At 64.9% G+C, this 19,002-nt stretch carries 13 protein-coding genes; 8 read left to right on the top strand and 5 right to left on the bottom strand.

Going from position 1 to position 19,002, the window contains the following annotated elements; all coding sequences use genetic code 11:
- Nucleotides 1–9: 9 nt before the first annotated feature.
- Nucleotides 10–2,586: an ATP-binding protein gene (locus tag VGH98_00155; protein HEY2374358.1), complete on the top strand. Its 2,577-nt coding sequence runs from the start codon at nt 10–12 to the stop codon at nt 2,584–2,586.
- Between the two features lie 76 nt (nt 2,587–2,662).
- Here the strand turns inward: VGH98_00155 and VGH98_00150 are convergent, their stop codons facing one another.
- The 4 genes from VGH98_00150 to VGH98_00135 all read right to left on the bottom strand — a co-directional run bounded on the left by VGH98_00150 (nt 2,663) and on the right by VGH98_00135 (nt 6,633).
- Nucleotides 2,663–5,344, bottom strand: a complete 2,682-nt coding sequence (locus VGH98_00150) for a M56 family metallopeptidase (GenBank protein HEY2374357.1) — start codon at nt 5,342–5,344, stop codon at nt 2,663–2,665.
- 2 nt (nt 5,345–5,346) lie between these two features.
- Nucleotides 5,347–5,736 (bottom strand): BlaI/MecI/CopY family transcriptional regulator, encoded by a 390-nt coding sequence (locus VGH98_00145; protein ID HEY2374356.1) that lies wholly within the window; start codon nt 5,734–5,736, stop codon nt 5,347–5,349.
- Nucleotides 5,737–5,902: 166 nt separating this feature from the next.
- Entirely contained in the window at nt 5,903–6,259 is a 357-nt protein-coding gene (locus VGH98_00140; GenBank protein HEY2374355.1) for a hypothetical protein, read from the bottom strand.
- Nucleotides 6,260–6,348: 89 nt separating this feature from the next.
- Nucleotides 6,349–6,633 carry a hypothetical protein gene (locus tag VGH98_00135; GenBank protein HEY2374354.1) on the bottom strand — a complete coding sequence of 95 codons (285 nt, stop codon included), beginning with the start codon at nt 6,631–6,633 and terminating at the stop codon, nt 6,349–6,351.
- A 260-nt stretch (nt 6,634–6,893) separates the two neighbouring features.
- Between VGH98_00135 and VGH98_00130 the strand changes: the two genes are divergently transcribed.
- Genes VGH98_00130 through VGH98_00120 form a run of 3 tightly spaced genes read left to right on the top strand, consistent with a single transcriptional unit; the run spans nt 6,894 to nt 10,379 of the window.
- Nucleotides 6,894–7,205: a hypothetical protein gene (locus tag VGH98_00130; protein HEY2374353.1), complete on the top strand. Its 312-nt coding sequence runs from the start codon at nt 6,894–6,896 to the stop codon at nt 7,203–7,205.
- A 5-nt stretch (nt 7,206–7,210) separates the two neighbouring features.
- Nucleotides 7,211–8,977 (top strand): serine/threonine-protein kinase, encoded by a 1,767-nt coding sequence (locus VGH98_00125; protein ID HEY2374352.1) that lies wholly within the window; start codon nt 7,211–7,213, stop codon nt 8,975–8,977.
- 4 nt (nt 8,978–8,981) lie between these two features.
- The gene (locus VGH98_00120) at nt 8,982–10,379 is read left to right on the top strand and encodes an NAD-dependent succinate-semialdehyde dehydrogenase (protein ID HEY2374351.1); all 1,398 of its coding nucleotides are present in this window, start codon (nt 8,982–8,984) and stop codon (nt 10,377–10,379) included.
- A 64-nt stretch (nt 10,380–10,443) separates the two neighbouring features.
- Here the strand turns inward: VGH98_00120 and VGH98_00115 are convergent, their stop codons facing one another.
- Entirely contained in the window at nt 10,444–14,529 is a 4,086-nt protein-coding gene (locus VGH98_00115; protein ID HEY2374350.1) for an ATP-binding protein, read from the bottom strand.
- 16 nt (nt 14,530–14,545) lie between these two features.
- Here VGH98_00115 and VGH98_00110 point away from each other — a divergent pair, with 16 nt between their 5' ends.
- The 4 genes from VGH98_00110 to VGH98_00095 all read left to right on the top strand — a co-directional run bounded on the left by VGH98_00110 (nt 14,546) and on the right by VGH98_00095 (nt 19,001).
- The gene (locus VGH98_00110) at nt 14,546–15,307 is read left to right on the top strand and encodes a creatininase family protein (GenBank protein ID HEY2374349.1); all 762 of its coding nucleotides are present in this window, start codon (nt 14,546–14,548) and stop codon (nt 15,305–15,307) included.
- Nucleotides 15,308–15,400: 93 nt separating this feature from the next.
- Complete coding sequence (locus tag VGH98_00105; GenBank protein ID HEY2374348.1) at nt 15,401–16,054, top strand: hypothetical protein; 654 nt, start codon at nt 15,401–15,403, stop codon at nt 16,052–16,054.
- 140 nt (nt 16,055–16,194) lie between these two features.
- The gene (locus tag VGH98_00100) at nt 16,195–17,706 is read left to right on the top strand and encodes a TolC family protein (GenBank protein ID HEY2374347.1); all 1,512 of its coding nucleotides are present in this window, start codon (nt 16,195–16,197) and stop codon (nt 17,704–17,706) included.
- A 17-nt stretch (nt 17,707–17,723) separates the two neighbouring features.
- The gene (locus VGH98_00095; protein ID HEY2374346.1) at nt 17,724–19,001 is read left to right on the top strand and encodes an efflux RND transporter periplasmic adaptor subunit; all 1,278 of its coding nucleotides are present in this window, start codon (nt 17,724–17,726) and stop codon (nt 18,999–19,001) included.
- Nucleotide 19,002 lies beyond the last annotated feature (1 nt).

Raw genomic sequence — 19,002 nt, 5'->3', positions numbered from 1 at the left:
ACCTGTATCGTGCCGTCTTTCTTCTCGCAGCAGCCGCTTCGTCGCAAGCTGCCCATCTTCATCTCCGCGCTCGTGGTCGTCGTCGTCGCCATTCTCTCCGGCTTCGGCTACGACGAGGTCGAGCGCGCCATGCTCACTGCTACTGGACAGCGCGTCGCCAACGCCGTGCAGCAGGTAGGGGGGATGCTGCACGAGTCGGTGCTCACGCTCCGGCACGGTGCGCGAACCTTCGCTGCGGATTCGAACGTCGTGGCCTTCCTACGGCGCGAGACGCCCCAGAATCGGGCCAACGTCGATCGTTTTCTGCGCGCGGACCTCGCGCGAATGCCGCAGGTCCTCTCCCGCTCCCTGTGGTCGAGAGAAGGCCTCCGTTTCACAGTACAGCCGAATGATGCGGGACGATCGAGCTTGCCCGAGCTTGCTCCATCAGATTCGCTCACCGGGACGAACCTTCGCGCCTGGGTCGGTCCTCTGCGTATTCAGCAACACCTCGTCGTCTACGACGTCGTCGCGCCGGTCCTGGCCGGAACGGCAACGGTTGGCTACTTCGTCGAGTCGCGACGGCTCGGCACCGGACAGTCGCTGCAGTTCGTTCGCGACATCATCGGCTCTGGCGCCTCATTCCTCCTTGGCAATGCAGACGGCAGCCTCTGGACGGATCTCTCCGGCGAGGTGGCGGCGCCGCCTAATGCCACGCTGCGAGACGAGCCGAGTGAATATCGGCGTGGCCAATCGATTCAGCTCGGCGCGACGGGTGCAGTCGCCTCGACACCCTGGCTCGTCACCATCGAGATTCCGCGGCACATCGCCATCGCGCCCGCGCGGCAATTCATTTACGGTGCGCTCGCCATCGCGCTTCTCATGATCGCTCTGGGCTCCCTCGCTGCATGGGCGATGAGTCGCTCGATCACGCGACCGCTCGATGACATCGCGCGCGCAGCGCAGGGCATCGCCGAAGGCGATTACTCCCGACGAACGAGCGTAACGGCTCAGAATGAGCTCGGGCTCCTGGCGACCTCGTTCGATGCGATGGCGGACAAGGTGGAGGCGGCCGCGCGCGAACGGGAGAATACGCTCACGTTGCTGGACGTCGTACTCGCCAGCGCGCCAATTGGCTTCGCTCTTCTCGACCGGGAGCTCCGCTATCTCCGCGTCAATGAAGCGCTCGCGCAGCTCAACGGACAAACATGCACCGCGCACCTGGGGCGGCCCGCGAGCGAATTCCAGCCCGAGCTTGGCGAAGACCGCGAGCAGCTCCTCCATCGAGTGCTCGACGAGCGGAAGGCGATCGTTGACGTCGAGCTGGTGCGCGGCCCCGATCGCAACGGCGGGAACGATCGGCAGCTGCGGGCGAGCTTTTTCCCTGTCGTCGTGGCCGAGGGACCGCCGATCGGCGTCGGAATGTTCGTGGCCGAGACTACCGAGCGTCGTGGCCTCGAGGCTCAGCTGCAGCAGGCGCAGAAAATGGAAGCAGTCGGCCAGCTCGCCGGTGGCATCGCCCACGACTTCAACAACCTTCTGACCGTCATCACGAGCTACGGCGCGATGGTCATGGCCGACCTTCCACGCGAGAGTCCGCACGCGACCGACGTTCAGGAAATACTCAATGCCGCCAATCGCGCATCGAGCCTCACACGGCAGCTGCTGGCGTTCAGCCGCCGGCAAGTGCTGCAGCCAAATGTGCTCGATCTGAATGCGCTCACGGGTAATCTCGAAAAGATGCTGCGGCGCCTGCTACGCGAGGACATCCAACTCGTGACGCACTTCGATCCACAGCTGGCGCTCGTGAACGCGGACGCCGGCCAGCTCGAGCAAGTGATCGTGAATCTCGTCGTGAATGCCCGCGACTCGATGACGCGCGGCGGCCGCATCTCGCTCCAGACCTCCAACGTCATGCTCGGCGAAGGCTACGGGCCTATGCACGCGAACGCCGCGCCCGGACCGTACGTGCTGTTGTCGGTCAGCGATACCGGCAAGGGAATGGACAAGTCAACGCAGGCCCACATCTTCGAGCCCTTCTTCACGACGAAGCCCGTCGGTCAGGGCACTGGGTTGGGCCTCTCGACCGTGTACGGCATCGTGAAGCAGTCCGGCGGTTACGTGTGGGTTTACAGCGAGATCGAGCGCGGCACGACGTTCAAGGTTTACCTGCCGGCCGTCTCTGGAACGCCTAACGCCGCCGAAGTCGATCGCGAGGTGATGCCGCAGCTCCCGGGCGGTCCGGATAGAATTCTCCTTGTCGAAGACGAGCCGAACGTGCGTCGCATCGCCAAGCGGATTCTCGAGCGCAACGGATACACCGTGGTCGAGGCGTCGAACGGCGTCGAGGCGCTGCGGGTCATGGAGCGCCGCCAGGAGCCCATCGCCCTCGTTCTCACCGATCTCGTGATGCCGGAAATGGGTGGTCGCGAGCTCGCGTCGCGGCTGCGCATCGTGAGTCCCACGTCGCGTGTGCTCTTCATGTCCGGCTACACCGAAGATGCGGTGCTACGGCAGAGCGTCATGGAACCGGGCTCGATCTTCCTCGACAAGCCCTTCACGTTCGAGACGCTGATTCGGAAGGTGCGAGAGGCGCTCGCGGCGTAAGCAAAGCGCGCCGAGCGTCCCCTGAACAAACATCGCGCCGCGGTCAGGCGGCGCGATGTCGCTTCATACGGCAGCCTCAAGAAGTGAGAGCCGCCTCCATCACGCGGCGATATTCCGCGTCGGAGGAGAGTGAGCGGGTGATCTTCATGAACACATCCTTCAGCGCCTGGTTCGTGATGAGGCGCTTGCGAAGGATCGTGACGAGCAGTTCGCTCTTTTCGCCGTCGGAGCTGATGTCTTTCGCCGACTCCAGCACGCCGAGGAGCACGGCCGGGCGCTGCGCAAATGGAAGCGCGCCATTCAGCACCTCGTGTCGTTCCCCATCCGAGGAAATCGTCTGGACGACGTCGAAGAACAGCTTGCGCAGCGTCTCGTCATCGTTGGCCAGATACGAGTTCGCCGTCGCCTTCAGGAATTCCGATTTCTCGCCGTCGCTGGAGATCGACTTCGCCTGCCGCGCCGCGATGCAGAGCATCTCGCGATCGCCCTTGAGCGCGTACTGCTGGAGCAGCTCGCGTTTCTCGCCATCCGAGCTCATATGTTCCACGGCGTTGCCGAACGCCTCCGCCATCGTCGACGAGCCACGACCCATCTTTCCGACTTCGCCCAGCACGGCGGCGAGCTCGCCGTCGCTCGATGACAGGTCATCGCCCGCCTGACGAGCGATCTTCGCCAGATCGTCCTCCGAAAGGTTGCCTTCGTGCAGAAGCGCATCATACGCCGCGCGTTTAGCGCTCGTGCTCTCCGTTCGCGAGATATCCGCGAGCACCGCGGGCACACCGCCGCCGCGTCGGATGCGCGCGACGCGCGAGGGGGCGTTGAGACCACTCTCGCGGAGGATCTGCGGCAGCAGATCGCCGAGCCACGCCCGTGCGTCGTCGTCAAAGCCCGCGCTCTCACCATCAACCCGATAAGCATAACGAGGCTCGGCGTCGTCTCCCGGAGTAACCTCGACTTCGCGATCGACGTTGGGACGCCGCTCGCGAATGTAGATTCGCCCGTCGCGACTCACGCGCTGTATCTCACGCTCGTCCGATGAGAATTCGACGTGGCCCCACACGGCCACTTGCACGCAGCGGCCCGCGCTGGAGCTGATGTATTGGAAGCTGTTGTCGTCATCGTCGCTCGACGAGCTGACGGAGGTCGACTTTCCGGAGCGCTTGAGTGCGACCGAGCTACACGAGGCTTTCGCTCCTGACCAGGACGACGCAATGACGGCGGACGCCGCGACGGGTGCCTCGGCGGCCACCGACGCCACCGCGGCCTGCACGGCCGCGGTCGATGCTTGCGTGGCCGCCGCTGCGGCCGTCATGCGCGCCTGGACGGCTGCGAGTGCCGCCTGCGTACCGGCTAACTTCGCCTGGATCTCGGCTCCCTCAGCCTGAATCCTGTCAATGTCGGGCACCTCCGAGACCTCTGGGACTTCTGGGACCTCGGGTATCTCCGGCAGATCGACATCGGCGACAGCAGATGGCGCCCATTCGACGCGGCCGAAAGACGGCGCCCGGCGACCGCCGAATGGACGGAATGCCGCCAACGGAACGAGCAGCAGCAGTGAACAGAGCGCGAGGCCTAACGCGGGCGCGCTCCGAAGCGAACGACGATCCTGACGCGGATCGAGAATCGCCTCCATGCGCGTCTCGAGCTCTCCCGGACGCGCCATGGCGAGCGCGGCGAACGCCGGCTGCGCCGCGCGGCCGCGCATACCCAACGAACGAACCATCTCGAGCAGGTCGGCCGCGTACGCCGATGCCGGCGTTCCTTCGTTGAGCACATAATCATCACACGCGTGCTCGCGCTCGACGCGCATGCGGTGCGCCGCGATCCACACGAAGGGATCGAACCAGAAGATCGCGACCGCGAGCTGAGCGATGACCTGCGTGAATGCGTCGACACGCTTGACGTGTGCCATCTCGTGCACCAGCACGTAGCGGCGGCGCTCGTCGGTCCAGGCATCGGCGTCGTCCGGGAGCAGCACGACGGGGTAGACGATTCCCCACGTCACCGGGACGTCGAAACGCCTGCTCCGCAGCAATGTCATCGGCCGCGCCACGCCGAGGCGAATGGCGATACGCTGCGCGAGCGAAAGCCAGCGTCCGTCCTCGACGCGCTCGCTTCGCCGCGCCAGCCGCGACACCGCGACCGTGCCAGCAATGAAGCGACCGAAGATCGCAAGCGCGCCGAGCAGCCACAGGACGGCCGCGCCGCGGATCCACCACGCCGGCGTGTGATTGCGCAAGGAGCGGAGCGCGCCGATGACCGAGAACCGCGGCTCCTGCCTAACGGCAAAATCACCGCTCGTGATGAGAAAGGGCTCGCCGCTTCGCGTAACACGGATTGCACGCGGCGTGACATACGAGTAGCTCGCGTGTCGCGGACCATGGCCTCGGCCGATACCCATTCCGCGTCCCACATCCGGTGCAATAGCGATCGCGACCGGTGCATCGATCTGCACGTCGACGGGCGCCATCGCGAACGCTGCCGGCGTGGGCGCCGCGAGGCGTTGGTCGAGCCGCTCGATGATCGGCACGCGCCAGGCGGGCAGGAGCGCCGATAGTATCGGCAGCGTGAGCTGCGCCGCGACGGCGCCCGCCAGGATCGCGTGACGTGTCGCTGCCGAGCGGCGGCGACAGAGTGCGACGGCACAGGCCGCGACACCGAACACGACGATGCCTTTGATGGCCGCGTCCGCGAGCACAGGGAGAAGTTTGACCGCCGTCGCGCCGGGCGACGTAAGAACATGAAGTACGTTGACCATGGCTACCGCCCCTCCCTCTTGGCTACCTCGATCCGCTCCACCATGCGATCAAGCTCGGCTTCACTCATCTTCGTTCCCTTGAGGTCGAGCAACGCGGCCATCGCCTGCTCCGCGGAATTGTCAAAGAAGGTGCGCAACAGGTGCGTGAGCGCCGAACGGCGGGCGCTCTCTCGGCGCGTCGTCGGGAGGTAGACGTAGGCACGCCCTTCCTCCTCGTGCCTAACGTGACCCTTGTCCTCGAGCGTCCGCAACATCGCACGGACGGCAGAATAGCTGGGCGGATCGGGCATTCCCGCGAGAACGTCGGCAGACGTCGCGCGGCCGACCCGAAAAAGATGATCCATGATCTGCCGCTCGCGCCGGCTGAGGTGGATCCCGTCGTCGTGCGCCATCGCTTCGCTCCAGTGAACTGAGGCGGTTTCCGAGGGGCTGCTGCTACGAAACTAGCATATGCTAGAAAAATAGCAATACTGCCTTCCTCCGCGGGAAATCCTCTGAATCGACCACACGAAGTCAGCACACGGCGCTAATCCCCTGGCGCTGCCGGTTCGTCGCCGATTATCGAACCGGTCGACGTGACGATGCTCCGTCCCGTCCCTCGCTCCAGTAGCCAGGTGCCCGCCATGAGCCCGCGGCGACGCAGACGCCGAGGCAAATGACCCACAATACGCTCGGGGCCACGCTATACAGGAGTGTCCCGCCGATCGGCGCAGGCATCAGACCCAGGCTGAAGGTGAATGCCCACGCCGCTTGATAACGGCCGCGCAGATCGACCGGCGCGATGTCGGCGATGTATGCTGCCCCGACCGGTGAGAAGACCATCTCACCGAAAGTCCATATGATTACCGTCACGGCGAGCGCGCTCACGTTTTCCGCGACTAACGCGCGAAGATCCTCCCAGAGCGGCGACGCCATCTTCCTGTATACGCCGTTAGGGCGTGGAAGTGCTGGCGGTCGGGCTACGTGCTAGCCATTAGGATCGAGCTGCTAGACCGAGTGTCGGCTCAGGCGGTGCCGCTTCCAATTTGCTTCCGGATCTCGCGAGCACCCGACGACACGCCCGCGCCGACGCCGAGTCCAAAAAGGATCGCGGTGCCCTTGCCGACCAGCGGTAACAGCCAGACGACCGGCGTCGCGATGAGCATCGCCGCGAGCCCCGCAAGCAGCGGTGCGGCGAAGTGCTGGACCGCGTCGACAAACCGTAACTTGCTCTGTACGAACGAGCGCGCCTGTACGTAGCCGATAACGGCGGCCGCGAGCGCGAGGGCAATACTGATCATCGTGAACACGTTTTTCGACTCCTGGTCAACGGACTGTCAGCGCAACCGTACGCCGCCATCGGCGCATGGTTTCAGCATGGGAGAGTCGCCGGAGCGAGCCAAGTGGGCGAGCGACTCCGCGGAGCGTCGGGAGCGCTAGCGAGCGACTGGTCCCGCGTCTCCGCCATTGATAAGCTTAGCCGCCTATGCCACGTCTCCCGAAGCGCCCGCCTTCGTCCCCCCCGGGCGACGTCCAGGTTCCCCCTCCCCCTCCTCAACCCGTTCGCGACATGATCAACCTGCGCATCCTCCGCCATGACCGCGAACAGGTGCTCGCGGACTGCGAGAGCATGGTGATTCCGGCGAGCGGCGAAGTGGTGCAGCTCGACACGGTGGACGCCGATGGCGAGAAGCGGCGTCCCAGCACGCTATGGCGCGTAGTCAGCGTCACGCTGCATGTGCCATCGCTCCAGAGCGCGTCGCGTGATGACGGTGTGAAGCATCGCGTCCAACAAGTAGACGTGGAGGTGCTGCCAGACGTTGCGCTCGTGCCCGAGTTCGCGCACCACGCCGAGAAGGTGTTGTCCGAATCGCGCATGTAGGGGCGATGAAAGACGGATCCTCCACCGACGTTTATCGCGTCACGCACGAGCTGCCGCCGCACCTCAGCGACTGGGAGTTGCCGCCTGGCTGGACGTGGGGCGCGGAAGGATTGATGAGCGAGACGCGTCACTATCAGGAAATCATCGACGCGCTTGGCCGCTCGCTCTCACTCGTCAGCGCTCCCGATCCGGGCCATGCTGCCTGGCTCGAGAGTGAGGCGCGACACCTCGCGCATCGAAACCACCCGGCGATTCCGACCACATATCACTACTGGGCGTCATTCAAAGAGAGTCGCCGCGGGCCCGGTTACCTTCGACGCTGGATCGCTGGCGAGACGCTCGGTTCGCGATTGAAGCGCGGCGGTGCGGACGACACGCCGACGACGCTGCGCATCATGCGCGAGATGGGGTCGGCGCTGAGCTACCTCCACGACTCGGGTAGCGTTCACGGGAGCGTCTCACCCGACGTGGTCTGGATGGCGCCGATGGCAAGGCTGTGGCTCATGGGATGGGAGTGGGCCGTGCCGATCGCCGAGATTCCAGCGGGCGTGCAGCCGGATTTCCGCCATCTGCCGGTACCTAACGAGTGGAGTGATGCGCGCTGGGCGCCGACCGCGGCGAGCGACCAGTGGCAACTTGCCGCGACGTGCTTTGCGTGCCTAACGGGCGAGCCTCCTCCGTCAAAGGGCATCCCGCCGATCCACCTCCTGCGGCCGGACACGCCGCAGGCGGTCGCCATGGTGATCGATCGCGCGCTGAGCGACGATCCGGAGGAGCGCTTTCCCTCCGTTGCTTCGATGTTGCGCGCGATGGATCGAGTGGTTGGCAGCCGGACGATGGTCATGCTTGCCGGGGATGAGCCGGCTGTCACGGAGCATGAATCGGAAGAGGTGCGCCTGCGCTGGGCATTGGCCGACGACTATGAAGTGCTCGCGGCCATCGGATCCGGATCGTTCGGTTCCGTGTGGCGCGTTCGCGATCTGAGCCTCGGCCGCGAGGTCGCGCTCAAGCTGCTTCACCCACACGTCTCGCGCGACGAGCGGGCGGTCTCCCGCTTCCGCCGGGAGGCGAAGCTGGCGGCTCAGCTCGCGCACCCAGCAATCGTCCCGATCTACGATTGGGATAGCCGCGGCGATGTGTCATGGTACACGATGGAGCTCGCCGAAGGCGGATCGGTCGCCGAGCTCGTCGCGCGCGCCGGACCGCGCGCGCTCACGGAGATTGCGCCGCAGGTGGACTTCATGCTGAGCGGCCTAGCTGCCGCGCACGCGATTGGAATCGTTCATCGCGACCTGAAGCCCGAGAACATTCTCATCGACCGTTATCGGCGATGGCGCATTGCCGATTTCGGCATCGCACAAGCCGGGGGAGAAGAACGCGCCGGTACGAGCGGCACGCCGGCGTTCGCGGCTCCCGAACAACTCCTCGGCGAACAGCAGGACGCCGCCGTCGACTGTTTCTCGCTCGCGGCCATCGTTGCGTTCACGCTGAGCGGTGAGGCGCCGTTCGGCGAGCGCGACGGTCGCATGATTCTCGCCCGCGAGCTTCAGGGTGACGTCGACCTCGGCCGCTACCCGTCCGACGTCGCCGATTGGCTGCGACGTGGTCTCTCGCCCGATCCCGGCGAGCGATTTGCGGATGCGATCGCGATGCAGAGTGCCTGGCGCGACAGCGTGCAATTGTTCTTCGATCGCGAGCATCGCGCCCCGTGGTGGCGGCGGCTGATCGCCGGTGACACGGCAGGGGTCGTGTGGACGGACGAGGGTGCGTGACGCGATGGCAATTCGGACGATCAATCCGGCAACCGGCGAGCAGTTGCGCGAATTCAGCGCGCTTTCCGCCGACGACATCGATGCGAAGCTCGCGCGAGCGGCGCAGGCGCGCCTAACGTGGGCGCGAACGCCCGTGGCCGAGCGCGCGCGGATCGTCCGACGCGCCGGGGATCTCCTGGAGAAACGCAAGGATCAATACGGCCGTTTGATGACACTCGAGATGGGCAAGACGTTGCGTTCCGCCGTCGAGGAGGCGGCGAAATGTGGCCTCGGCTGTCGCTACTATGCGGACCACGCGGAAGCATTCCTCGCCGACGAGCCGATCGACATCACAGGCGAAACCGGATACGTCGCGTTTCAGCCGCTCGGCGTCGTGCTCGCGATCATGCCATGGAATTTTCCATTCTGGCAGGTAATTCGCTTCGCGGCGCCGGCGCTCTGCGCCGGCAACGTTGGGCTCCTGAAGCACGCGTCGAATGTCCCGCAGTGCGCACTCGCCCTCGAGGCCCTCTTTCGTGATGCAGGTGCGCCCGATGGAGTCTTTCAGACTTTGCTCATCGGATCCGAGACGATTCCAGCGCTGCTCGACGACGAGCGCATCGTTGCCGCCACCCTCACGGGCAGCGAGCACGCTGGCAGCGAGGTCGCGGCGCGCGCTGGACAACGCATCAAGAAAACCGTGCTCGAGCTCGGAGGCAGCGATCCCTTCATCGTCATGCCGAGTGCCGACATCGAGCGCGCGGCGACAACGGCGGTGAAAGCACGAACGATCAACAACGGACAGTCGTGCATCGCCGCGAAGCGGTTTGTCTTGCACGAACAGATCTACGAAGAGTTCTGCGAGCTGTTCGTACAGTACACTAAAGCGCTGGTCGTGGGCGACCCGATGGATGAGAAAACGGATGTCGGGCCACTGGCGACCGATCAGATCCGGAAAGATCTCGATCAGCAGGTGAAGGAGAGCGTCCGTCGCGGTGCAAAAGTGCTTACGGGTGGCCGGCCGAGATCGGGGACCGGCTTCTACTACGAACCGACTGTGCTTGTCGAGGTGCCCGCCGACTCACCCGCGTATCGCGAGGAAGTGTTCGGTCCCGTGGCTGCGCTCATCCGCGCGCGAGACATCGACGATGCCATCCGCATCGCAAACTCGACCCGTTTTGGACTCGGCGCGAGCGCGTGGACGACCGAGGGAGCCGAAGCGCGTAAGTTCGCTCTCGAGCTGCAGGCCGGAAGCGTATTCATCAACGGCATGGTGGCCTCCGATCCGCGCTTTCCGTTTGGTGGGGTGAAAGCCAGCGGCTATGGTCGCGAGTTGAGCAAGTTTGGATTGCGCGAGTTCGTGAATATCAAAACGGTGCGGATGGCGGGACCGGGAAAGGCTGATCTTGGGCTCACGGGATAGAGGGGGCTTCTAAGTGCCGTGGGAGAGCCGAATGACCCCTGACGATGGACCGAGGCTCTATGCCCTAGCCCCTGGCCACTCTCAACTCGATGCGAACCGTGGTTCCATGCCCCGGCTCGCTCTCGACCGAGATCGCGCCGCCCCACGCATCGATGATCTGACGGCTTATGGCGAGGCCGAGGCCGCTACCGCTCGTGCGCGTCGAGAAGTGCGGCTCGAAGATGCGCGGCAGCACATCGGGGGGAATGCCCTTTCCGTCGTCGCGAACCGAGATCTCGACGCGCGACTCCCCATCGCTGTGCTCCGGCTCGATCCCGTTCTGGCCCACCGCGATCGTCACTTCACGCGCTCCGGCGAGCCGCGCATTCTCGAAGACGTTGAGCAACACCTCACGAAGCTCCTGGCCGGTGGCCATGGCGGTCACGGATTCGTCTGCACCGTCGACCCGCCAGCGCACCGTGTCCTGGCCTTCGCCGCCCTCCGCCATGGATTCGAGCGCCACGACGTCGCGAACCACCGCCGCCACGTCCGTCGCTTCGGCCGGAGCGCGCTCGTTAGGCGCCGACCCGTAGCGGCTGAACGCGCGGGCGATCTCGTCGAGCCGATCGATCTCGGCCAGAATCCGATTGACGTTCTGCTCCAGCACCCGATCGAAATCGACCCGACGGTCGGCACGCGCACGCCGGAGATGTTGCACGCCCAGGCGGATCGGGGTGAGCGGATTCTTGATCTCGTGCGCCACCTGCCGCGCCATCTCTCCCCAGGCCAGCACGCGTTGCGCGCGGGCAACCTGGGTGACGTCGTCGAGCGTGATGACGACGGCATCGGCGAGCGGCGTTAGGCGCACGCGGAGCTCCTGTTCACCGCCGCGCATCGGGAGCTCGAACGCAACCTCCTCTGGCGCGCCGGCGAAGACGCGCTTGACCGCGTCGCTGAGCTTCGGAGGCGCGACATCGGCAAGCTGTGTCCCCGGTGGCAGCGAGGCGTCGAGCATGACGTCGGCGCGTGGATTCGCGAGAAGGACATGCCCCGTCGAATCGACGGCGATGACGCCGCTGGCAACGTTGCGGAGGATCGCGGCAATGCGCCGCTGAGCTTCCTCGAGCGCCGAGCGGCTGGCATTGAGATCGGCCGCCATCCGACGGAACGCGGCGAACACCGGCCGAAATTCGACCGTCGGCTCGGCCTCGAGCGGCGGAAGACGCTCACCGGCCGCGAGGGAGAGTGCCGCGGTTCGGAGGCTGCCGATCGGCCTCGCCAGTTGGCGCGCGGCGATGCCGCTCAACCAAAGTGCCGCGACGGCACCGACGGCGGTTGCAAAGAGTACAAAGATGCTCAAGTCATCGCGACCCAGGCCGAGCGTAAGCTCCTCAGGGCCCGCTGGGGCCGCGACGACAAGGTCGGGGAGCCCCTGCCGATCGATCGATCGGAAGCCGACAAGCGAGGTCGCCGATCCAATCGAAAGGGCACGACTGAGAGACTCTTCGTCGCCGAGCACGAGAAGACGCTCGACGTCGTCGCGGAGAAAGCGTCCGACCGGCGCGAGCGACGTCAACAGCGGGTCGCTCGCGTCCCGCAACTCACCGCCGAAGTAGGCCATGAGCGGCGTGTCGAGGCGCACGCTTTCATCGGCGAGCCATGTCGAGCCGGTATCGTTTGGCGAGACGGCGCGCAGCGTCTCGCGAACGAGGACGTCGCGCGCCCCTACGGCTTCGCCCGAGAGCTGCTGATACGACCAGACCGCGAACGCAATCGCGGGAATGACGAAGAAGGCGAACAATGCGAGCGTTAGGCGTAGCCGGTAGCTGCGCGCCCACGTGCGTCGCCGCGCGCGAAGCCATCGGACAAAACCGCCATCGGCGACGACGCTGAGAATCCAGAGCAGACCAACGATACCAAGATCGAGGAGCACGATCAGTGTACCGCGCTCCACGAGCGCAACAGTGTTCCTCAGCTCTACCTCGATGTGCACTCGCGCCAGGCCACTGCCGGTGTGCGCCAACCAGTCGCCGTGCAACGCACTCTCGCGTCGTCGCCAGATCACTCGCCCTTCTTGTGCCGGCGCAGAACGCGACGCATCGAGCTGCGTAATCTGCAGTGTGTACGGCGGAACTCCCTCCGGCTCCGCCTCGAGACCGAACAAGGAATTGAACGGATCGGCGTGGATCAGGCGCGTGCGCGGCGCGAGCACGACGACCGTCGCCGAGCCGCTGTCAGATTGGGTCGTTGCGGGAACGGCAAGTACGAGCTCCGTCGCCGGATCGGCTGAAACGCTACTCGTGACCGCATGTCGCACCCGGGTTGCCTCGATGACGGCGCGCCTAACGGCATCGAGGGGAACGTTGAACCGCGCCGTGCTGAGCGAGGCGATCGGAACGCCCGCGTCGGACCAGGCAAATAGCGCCGTTGGATAGTCAGCAGCAGCGAGCGCCGAACCGACATAGTGCTGCAGTAGTCCGGCGCGCGTGGCAGGTAAGGGTTCGCCTTCGAGTGACGCGGCGAAGCGGTCGAGAAGTGAGCGCGCGGCTCCCTGCGGATCGGGATCGCTCAACCCGGCGAGATCGCGCTCGGCGAGCTCGACGCGGCCGCGGGCGGTGCGTCCCCACACCAGCGTCGATGCACCAAGCGCCGCAACGATCGCCGCATTCAATACGACGAATCGCGTTTGACGACCTAACGCGAGCGCCACAATCGCGGCGATCCAGAGAAACGTGTACCACCACGGCCATTGCCCCGGTGCTTGCCACACGATCGGCGCGATCACCGCGGCAATGGCGGCGATTGCTGAGCCGGCCCACGCGGGCAGCCCTCGAGAGCGACCGAGAAGTACGCCGCCGGCGCCGGCTCCCGCGAGCAAGACGGAAACGGCCGCCAGGAACAGTGGAATCTCCCAGATGAGCCAGAGCGCCGAGCTCACGCCATAGGTCGGCGGTCGAATGCCTCGGGAGAGGTCACGGAGAAGGAACGGTCCGAGGCCAGCGGCGATGACGACCATGGCTGCGGCAGTGATGCGTGTTGGTCGACGGCCTCGACGGAGGAGCGTGAGAAGAGCGAGTAGGACGATGGCACTCGTTAAGGCAAGCGCGCCCGCACTCGCGGTCAACGCCCCTGCAATAGAGGTGAAGTAGACCGTCGGGTCGAACAGGCGCGTGAAGTTCGAGTACTCGTTGAGCGGTACGAGCGCAACGCAGGCGAGCGAGATGCCTAACGTTACGAGGCGGGGCCCGACTCGGCGCGTCTCTCTCCATGCCGCGATGATGAAGCACGCGAGCGCCGCGCCGAGCAGCAGTCCGACGTCGATGCGCAACGACTCGTGCAGCTTCTGAATTACCTCGCCCGATTGCAACGGCGCGGCGCGCGCGTCCAGAATCGCGTTGCCGTCGTACTTGAAATGCAGCACCGGGCCCGGGCCAGCCACCGTTCCCGGCGAAGAAAAGGTGAAATCGTCCAGCGCGGAGGCGTGCGCGACACGCTGTGAGAGGGGACGCGAAAGTCGATCGGCTGGGGCCGCGGCCGAGAGCAGCACCGTCGCGATGGCGCGGTCATTCCCGCGCCGTGACGTAGCATAAAGCGTGAGGTAGAAGTCGGACGCCGAGACGGCTCTTTGCGCGGTCAACGTGTCTGGCGCAGCCCGAAATCGTCCGGCCCAGGCATAGGCGCTATCACCAACGAAGACGACAACGCCGCGTTCGTCTTCACCCTCCACAAGTGTCTGCAATCGCGAGAATGCTTCCTCGCGGTCGACTGGCAGCGTGAGCGCCGCCGTCGCGCACTGCGCGAGGTCTCGCTCGGCGTCGGCAAGCGCCGCACCAAGCGCCTCGAGACCAGCGCGCGCACGCGCTTCCTGCCACTCGCCCCAGTGCGTGGTGATGCGCGCCAATTGATACTGAGCGCGTGCTGCGACAATGACGCCGACGCCGAGCAGTGTGACGCAGCCGATCGCCCAGCGCCTCTCCGCGCCGCGGAGCCGAGCGGCCATCAGCCCGGCCGCGATGGTGGCGAGCGTCCAGATTGCCAAGTACTGTACCGTCGGCACGTCGAGCCAGCGACTCGCGGTGAGTGCTGCGACCGCGATGACCGTCGCCCAGGCGGCGCCGGGCGTAAGAAGTCGGCGCGGTGAACCAGACGATGTCGGAGATGCGCTTTTCAACGTCAGCTCATCGCGAATGACTCAGCCACTCCCCGCGCCTGACGCGCGTCCGGAGCTGAACTCCTGGCGCCTGAAGGAGCTTCGTCCCGACCAGGTTGCGCACGCGCTCGCTCAGGATCCGCGATTGATCATTCCGATTGGTACGTGCGAGCAGCATGGTCCACACATGCCGTTGGGCTGCGATACGATCATCGTCGAGCATCTCGCGGACGACTTGTCGGCTGAGTTCAGCGTGCTTCGCGCGCCCACGCTCGAATACGGTGTGAACGTCGACACGGAACGCGGTTTCCCCGGCAATGCATCGCTGCGGCGCAAGACGCTTCATCGGATGCTCAACGATCTGATCGACTCCTGGGAGGCCACAGGGGTTGAGGAATTTGTACTATTGACGGCCCACGAACACGATCCGCATCTCGAAGCGCTTTCGACCGTCGTCACGTCGAACGCTCGCGTTCGCGTCGTCGATATCTTCGAGGTGGATTTCAGCGACCTGCTCGAGGGGCAATCCGAACCCATGCACGGCGACGAGGTAGACACCTCCCTCCTGCTGTATTTGGCGCCGGACCTGGTAGCGGCCGACCTCGCTCAGGATTATATGATGTCGCGAGATGAGCTTCGACGGTACCGTCGCGGCTGGTTGCGCGTGCCAAAGGGAAGCCCAGGGTCGATTGGGCGACCACGCCTCGCCACGGCGGCGAAAGGAGAACGGATCTATCAGCGGATTCGGGAGCGCATTCGAGAGCGCGTGTTCCTCGCCCCACCCCTCGACGAATCGTGACAATCGGGAACCGACACCGGCCACATGGGTAGGATGAGCCGCATGAAACTCGGCTCGCTGGCAATAGTCCAAGCAGCGCTGGCGGTTAGCGCTGTGATCCCCCTGTCCGTGACGGGTGCTCAGGCCCTCAGCCACACTCTGGACGAGGGGACGTTTCTGATCTCGCGCAACGGCGCACCGATTGGTCGCGAATCCTTTCGAATCATCCACGCGTCGGGCTCGGGTATCAGCGAATCGTACCGTGCGACGGCCCAAGTTGCGCTCGGCGATCGCCGAATCGTGCCGACGCTGACCTGCGACTCGACGGGAGCTCCGCTCACGTACGACGTCTCCGTCCAAGGCAGTTCGAATGGTGTTCGCCTACAAGCCCGAGCCAGACCCGGCCGTTTCAGCTCTATGCTCCGCACACGTGACGGAGAGTCGACCCGGGAGTATGTGGTCCCCCGGGGAGTCGTCGTTCTCGATGAGGACGTCATACATCAGCTGTACTTCGTCACCCTCGGCCGACGATCCGGCTCGTTGACTATTCTCTCGCCGCGAGCGGGGCTGCAGGCAGTCGCCAATCTCGAGGATCGGGGCGCGAGCCCGGTTAGTATCGGCGGGACCCCGATCCCTGCCACGCACTTCGTACTGAGCGCCCAAGGATTTCCCCGGCGGGAGTTCTGGATCGACGGTGCCGGACGCGTGCTCAAGGTCGCCATCGCCGAGAGCGGAATCGTCGCCCTGCGAGACGAGGCACCCCGCTAGATTTCTGGGCTCCGCCTAACGTTCCAAGCCTGCTCCCCCGGCTTGGCCTTTCATCGCTTTCGGAACCGGTCGATCCTTGAAACCGGCCGGATGCGCACCCCGTACTGCCCGCAGACTTCCAGCCATAGGACCCACCTACAATGCGTTTGCTGAAGCCGGTCGCCCTCTCGGCGCTGCTCGGCGCCTTCTCGCCCGCTGCTCTTGCGGCACAGGTGCCCAGCTCTCTGAAGCAGTCCTCCCCAGCCTCGCCGACCTCACTCACTCTCGACGAGGCCATTTCACTGGCCCGACAAAACAACCCGCTCTACCTCACCGTTGCCAACGAGCGGAAGACCGCCGACGCGCAGGTAAGGGCTGCCTACGGCGCACTGCTGCCATCGTCGAACGCGCAGTTCTACAGCGGCTACCAGCAGGGCGGCCAGATCTTCGTTCAGGGTGGCTCGCTGGCCGTCGGATCCGATCAGCTTCAGTCACAGTATTTCCTCGGGCTGAACTATCGCATCAATGCCGGCACCCTCGTGCAACCGCGCGCGGCAAAAGCGAGTCGCATCGCCGCAGACGCTGACATCGTCGGCACGTCAGAGACGATGCGATCGCTCGTGACGGAGCAGTACATCACGGCGCTCGGCGCCGAGGCGAATGGCGCGCTCCAAGACACGCTCGTCCAGGTTCAGCAGGCGAATCTCGAGTTGGCAAAGGCGCGTGTGGCGGTCGGCGCCGACAACATTCTCGCCGTGCGACGAGCGGAGGTGACGCTCGGGCAAGCCGAAGTGGCGGCACTCACCGCCCACAACACAGCCGAAGTCGAAAAGGTCAAGCTGTTCCAGCAAATCGGCGTGCAGCCGCCATCGGGCGGCGTGCAGCTGACGACGACTTTCACGATCGCGAAGCCGAGCTTTTCACTCGACTCGGTGCTCGATCTCGCGCGTCGCGTGAATCCCGCGGTGCACGCGCTGCGTGAACGAGAGCGCTCGGCCGGCTGGAACGTCCGCGTGGCGCAGTCCAACTATACGCCGACGCTGAGCCTATCGACCGGATGGAGCGGGACGTCGTTCCAATACACGAACTCTGATTTTCCGGTGCAGCAAGTAATGCTCTCGAACCAGCGAGGCCTCAGCAGCTGCCTCTCGCAGGACTCGATTCGGACGGCGCTGAACATGGCGAGCCTGAACTGCAACAATGGTCGGTTCGCGCTCACGACCGATCAGGCCGCGCAAATTCGGTCCGAGAACAGCCAGTTTCCCTTCAAGTTCCAGCGCGCACCGCTCGCTTTTTCGGCGACGTTGTCGATTCCGATCTTCGACAACTTCAACCGCGAGCAGCGTGTGGAGCAGGCGCAGGTCGATCGTGACAACGCGCGTCTGAATGTGAGGTCGCGCGAGCTGCAGATGACGGCCGACGTGACGCAGGGGTACCTGAATCTCGTGACCGCGGCGCGAACGGTAGAGATGCAGGAAGTGAATGCGCAGAAGGCTGCTGAAGAGTTGACGTACGCGCAGGAGCGATATCGCGTCGGCGCGACGACGTTCCTGGATGTGACGACGGCCGTTGGCACGTACGTGCAGGCGCGGACCGATCGGATCAACGCGATTTATGCCTATCACCGGGCGTTCGCCGTGCTGGAAGATGCGGTCGGACGTCCCCTCCGTTGAGCGACAGAGGCTCATACATGAGTAAGAAAACGAAGCTGTCGGTGGCAGGCGTTGTGGGGATCGCTCTCATCATCGTCATCACCCTGACGGCGATGCGCAGCGGGGCGAAGGAAGTGAGCGTGCGCATCGAACCGGTCCAGAAGCGCGATCTCATCGCCTCGGTGACGGCGAGCGGCAACGTCACACCGCATACGAAGGTCGACCTCAGCTCCGACATCACCGGCAAGATCGTTAGGCTGGCGGTGAAGGAAGGCGAGATGGTCTCGAAGGGCGAGTTCCTCCTGCAGATCGATCCGCAGGAAGCGCAGGCGAACGTGCAGCGCGCGGAAGCGGCACTCTCGGCGGCGAAGGCGTCGGCCGCCCAGGCAAGAGCGAACTTGCTCCAGGCGCAGAAGAGCTACGAGCGCTCGCTCGAGATCAAGAAGGCCAATGCCCAACTGATCTCCGACGAGCAACTGGAACAGCTTCGCACGACCGTGGACGTCGATCAGGCCGTTCTCGAGTCGCAGAATCACCTCATCGATCAGAACACCGCCGAGCTCGCGCAGGTTCGCAGTGCGCTTGGTAAAACGACGATCTACGCGCCGATGGCCGGCCGCGTCACTCGGCTCAACGTCGAGGGCGGCGAGACCGCGATCATGGGAACGCTGAACAAGGACGCGGCGACGCTGCTCACGATCAGCGACATGTCCGTCCTCGAGACGAAGGTGAAGGTCGACGAGACGGACGTCGCGCGAATCCAGATCGGCGATTCGGCCCTCGTGCAGATCGATGCATTTCCTGATACGACGTTCATCGGGCGCGTGACCAAGATCTCCAACAGCTCGGTCAAGTCGGCGACGGCGACGCAGGCAACGGGCGATCAGGCCGTCGACTACGAGGTCACGATTCAGCTGCTCAACGTGCCGCCGGAAACGCGTCCGGACTTCTCGGCGACGGCGAAGATCGTGACGGATTCGCGGAAGAATGTCCTGTCCATCCCGATCATCGCGCTCACGGTACGTGAAAACGAGACCGTGCAGTCCGGCGATACCGCGGTCGGGTTAGGCAAGCCGAAGCCGAAGAAGGAAGTCGGCAAGAAGGACGTCGAGGGTGTGTTCGTCGTCGGCAGCGACAGCAAAGTGACTTTCCGGCCCGTAAAGAGGGGGATCACCGGCGAGAAGCACTTCGAGGTGCTGAGCGGTCTGAAGGAAAACGAGAAGATCGTCGCCGGAACCTATCAGGCAATTCGCGAGCTGAAGGACGGGACGCTCGTGAAGGAAACCAAGCCTGACGTCAAGAAGCCGGGAGCGTAGG

It is taken from the genome of Gemmatimonadaceae bacterium (assembly GCA_036496605.1).
Taxonomy (GTDB): Bacteria; Gemmatimonadota; Gemmatimonadetes; order Gemmatimonadales; family Gemmatimonadaceae; genus AG2.
Note: the sequence above shows the minus strand (reverse complement) of the source record. Positions and strands in the feature narration are given on the sequence as shown.